Annotated in this window: 4 protein-coding genes; all 4 read left to right on the forward strand. The window is 28.9% G+C overall.

The features are described from left to right. On the forward strand, positions 1-714 hold a 714-nt coding region (locus tag AJN70_RS05640; RefSeq protein WP_070295585.1), incomplete at its 5' end, for a bacteriophage T4 gp5 trimerisation domain-containing protein. A 20-nt stretch (positions 715-734) separates the two neighbouring features. Continuing rightward, positions 735-1,550: a lysozyme inhibitor LprI family protein gene (locus tag AJN70_RS05645; RefSeq protein WP_002881742.1), complete on the forward strand. Its 816-nt coding sequence runs from the start codon at positions 735-737 to the stop codon at positions 1,548-1,550. Then, positions 1,540-4,080, forward strand: a complete 2,541-nt coding sequence (locus AJN70_RS05650; protein WP_070295586.1) for a hypothetical protein — start codon at positions 1,540-1,542, stop codon at positions 4,078-4,080. Before AJN70_RS05645 ends, AJN70_RS05650 begins: the two co-directional genes overlap by 11 nt. After that, the coding region (locus AJN70_RS05655; RefSeq protein WP_410002404.1) for a bacteriophage T4 gp5 trimerisation domain-containing protein at positions 4,077-4,528 on the forward strand (452 nt) is incomplete at its 3' end. The genes AJN70_RS05650 and AJN70_RS05655, both read left to right, overlap by 4 nt.

A 4,528-nucleotide genomic window follows, 5' to 3' on the forward strand; every position in this document is an offset into this window, starting at 1 on the left:
AAAGAACAAATTTATTTAAAAGCCCAAAAGGATTATGATGAATTAGTCCAGCATAATTTCACTCAAAGAATCTTAAATGATAAAGATTCTAAGGTAGATGGAATTTATAATGAAAGGATTAAAAAGATTCATACTCAAACCATAGACTTAGCTAAAAATGTCAATGTAGGAGGAGAATACTTAACTAATGTAGGCTTATCTAAAGATACCATAGTAGGATTAAGCAATACCTTAAATGTAGGAGTAGATAATAAAGTAAGAGTGGCTAAAAACTCTCATGAGTTTGTAGGAGAAAACAAAGATATAGAAATAGGTGCTAATCAAAACACTATTATTCATAAGGATGAGATAAGGAATGTGAAGGGAAATAAAAAGGAGGTGGTTGAGGGAAAACTTGAGCTTCATGTTAATAAAGGAATAAATTACTTTACGGAAGAACATTTTAGTATGCAAACTAACAATTACATTGATATATATACAGAACAAAATTTAAGCACGCAAACCAAAAAACAACATACAGAACTTGCAGAATCTAAATATAGTGACTTTCAAACAGATTGTGAAGTAAAAGCAGGTAATCAAATCCTCCATCAAGTAGGTGATACTCAAATTGTTACTAAGGGAGATTGTGTTATTATTAAAGCAGGTGGAGTTGAAGTAACTATAGACTCTAATGGGCTTGTGGTTAGAGGTGGAGAGATTAAGGCAGAGTAAAATAAATTAAAGGAGTTCTTATGCAAAAGTTTTTAATAGTTTTAGGATTGTGTTTAATGTTAGCCATTAGTGCTAATGCACAATCCCCAAAAGAAGCCAAACCTAGTTTTGATTGTGCTAAAGCAAGTACAAAAGTTGAAAAGATGATTTGCAATGATGAAAGTGGGGAGTTACAAAAACTTGATAGATTATATTCTAAACTCTATTTTTCAATACTAAAGAGTATCCCAAAAGATACAAAAGAGGGGCAAGAGACAAAAAAACAAATGCAAAAATTTGCTAAAAATTTTATAGATTATAGAGACAATATGCGTTGTTTTTTATTGGCAAAAAATGATGATGAAAAAGAAGTGGAAGAAGTATTTAACAAAGGACGCGAAAATGGAATAATGTATGAAAATCTTGACTCGGTTCATTTTGGTTTTAAACCACATCATTACAAGCCTTGTATAGCAAGGGTTTATAAAATGGGAATTTTATTGCTTAGCACCAATACTATCATAGATACAAGTTTTCTCATAGACAAAGATACTTTTTATACTTGCAAGGGCAATATGATACTCGATATTTTTTCTATTAAAGGTTTAGCAAAGTTTAGATTTTACAATAAATTGTTTCCACAAGGATATAAAGAAACCATTATAGAAGCCTCCAAAGCATTACAGGAATTAAGCTCAAATGGTCGCTATACTCAAGTATGTGCGTTTGAAGATGAGGGATTTATATGCACAAATGGAGGGTGTGAGTTTGATTTAGATGAAATGCAAACTAGAGTTATTCAGCCACTTGATAATTTTATTCAAAATATAGATTTTAGGAAACTAAATGCCAATTAAGACAACAAATTTAAGCTATGAGGAATTTTATAATAAACTTTTTAGTCTATTAAGGTTGGTTGAAGGGATTAGAACAAAGATTTATGCTGATAGTGCAGATGATCCAAAAATTACCATTGGTATAGGATTTAATATTGACGAAGATAAATGGAGAAATGTTATTTTGATGTATAAAGCAGGGATTTTGCAATACACAGACTTAGAAAATGGCGTCTATACCCTAGCTAATATACTAGGCAAACAATCACAATCTATGCAAATTCTCATTAATACAACTTCTAAAGAAATAAAAGATAAGATTAATGAATATAAGGCAAGTAATAAAATTCAAAAAAATACCTATCAAACAGGTAAAAACCCAAATCAAAATATGATTAATTTACAAAAAGATATCAATGCCATTTTGCAAAATAATATAAAAATCTACAATCAAAATCTTGAAAATATCAACCAAAAACTTGATGAAAATATAGTTTTTGAGCTTACAGATAACGAAGCAATAGAAGTTAAAAATATCATCAGTTTTAGTGAAATTAGGGCACTAAGACACAAATTAAACAAATGGAATGCAAATTATCTTACTTCTTTTAGTAAGACAGAATTAACCAATCCACAAGAGTTTATTCCCTTATTGTCTATTTATTATCAGCGTCCAGCAAGATTTAACCCAGAGAGTGGACTCATCTTGCTTCAAAAAGCCCTTAAAGATAAGAATAGATTCTTAGCGTGGTTTTCTGTGCGTTATTATGCTGATATACGACAATTCAAAAACCCTTATTATTCTCGCAGAATCCAAGAAGCCGCTATGTTTGGCTTAAGCAATAAGAATCAAAATAATAATATTGAATATTTTTCAACAAGTCTTGATATTTTCTCTTATCTTAATTTTAACTTTAGAGAAGCCAATGCCAAGCAAGGACTGAAGTTGCCAGATAAATACACTTACCTTTCTTTTATGCAAACTTATGATAAATGCAAAGAAGTTGATGAAAAAGCAGAGTATCTCTTAAGAGAATACAATACATATCATACTAAAGATAAGCACTATTATTCTTATGTTGCTAAAGAAGAATTTCAGGGTATAGCTGATATTCTCTCCCCCTATCTATCCTACCTAAACACCCTCACTCAAAAAAATTTTAGCTTAGATAATATTTATTGTATTGCTAATTATTGTGAGAATTTAGGTGCTAATAAATTGGATAATGTTACCTTGCTTAATAAAACTTTAAGACAAAAGTTTGAAAAACTAGAAGCAAATACACCCCATAATATTCTTATACTCTATCCAAATCCCACTCCATCTATTATACAAATAGAACAACCTAAAAATACTTTTATTACTTTACTTATAGGAGCAAAAGCAAAAATAGATTGTTCTAAATTAATAGAAGATCAATGTGAGCTAATGTATTTAAAATATGATCCAACACAAGAAGAACAACAAGCAATTAATCCACAAGCTTTTTCTTGTAGCACCCAAGAAGAACTTATTTTAAAAAAAGAAGATGAAATATACTTTAAAACAGTAAAAAACAATATATCATATTTTATTAATAAAAACGATGGAATTTTAAAAGTTGCTCTTGCTGGTAATGAAGAAAATGCTATAGAATTATACAGTTTTGCTAAAGAAAATCAATTTAAAATTTTACAAGATAAAGCTTCAAAGATGCTAAAAATCTATTTAAAACTAGAAAGGTATAGTAGCGAAGAGATTTTATCGCATAGAGGGGGAAATTTTGAATTAACACTCAATAATCTTAAGATTTTAGATGAAAATGGAAACAATTATGAAACCATCACTAAAGTATTTCTTCATAATTGTGAGAACAGAAGGATTTATGAAAGTTTAAAGCTAGAGTATCAAGAAGGCATTTATAAGAGCAGTTTCAAGATTGATTTAATTTTAGATGAAAACTCTTCTTTTTTTAAAAGAGCTACAAAATGTATTATAGCTACAAAAACCTTAGAAGGCTTTAGCACAAGTCAAATACATAAAATTGGAAATGTGGCAATAGTCTCTTTAAGTTCTGCAGATAAGCAAGGAGGTTGTTATACTTTTACAAATAAGGTAAGTATGCAAGATTTTGGAGAAAATCTTTATTTAGATACTGAGACAAATGGGTATGAAAAACAAATAAAAAATTCAAGAGAGAATTTATATATCACAAATTTGAAAGCTTATAAAGAAAAAGAACAGCAAAATACTACTGATAAAATCCCTTACAATGAAACTATTTTTGTTAGAGCTTACTTAAATAATGAGGAGAAATTTTTCTTCGATGAGTCAATTAAATGGGCATATTGTGTAAAAAAAGAAGAGGAATTAGAATGCAATCAATCTAAAATTAAAATTTTAGAAAATCTTCAAGGAAATGATATAGCCTTTAATACTTCTATGCTTTCACAAAATGATAGGAATATACTTTATAATATGAATGAAAAATATCAATTAATTTTATTTGCCTATTTTAACACACCTGCTTTTAAAACAACACAAGGAATAACGCATTTAGTGTTAAAATGACTAAAGATTTAAATTATGCAAAAAAAGCCATTGAACTTACCCTCTCAAATATAAAAGATAAAGAACAAATTTATTTAAAAGCCCAAAAGGATTATGATGAATTAGTCCAGCATAATTTCACTCAAAGAATCTTAAATGATAAAGATTCTAAGGTAGATGGAATTTATAATGAAAGGATTAAAAAGATTCATACTCAAACCATAGACTTAGCTAAAAATGTCAATGTAGGAGGAGAATACTTAACTAATGTAGGCTTATCTAAAGATACCATAGTAGGATTAAGCAATACCTTAAATGTAGGAGTAGATAATAAAGTAAGAGTGGCTAAAAACTCTCATGAGTTTGTAGGAGAAAACAAAGATATAGAAATAGGTGCTAATCAAAACACTATTATTCATAAGGATGAGATAAGGAATGTGAAGGGAAATAAAAAGGAGGTGGTTGAGGG

This window comes from Campylobacter sp. BCW_4341 (genome assembly GCF_001764255.1).
GTDB lineage: Bacteria > Campylobacterota > Campylobacteria > Campylobacterales > Campylobacteraceae > Campylobacter_D > Campylobacter_D jejuni.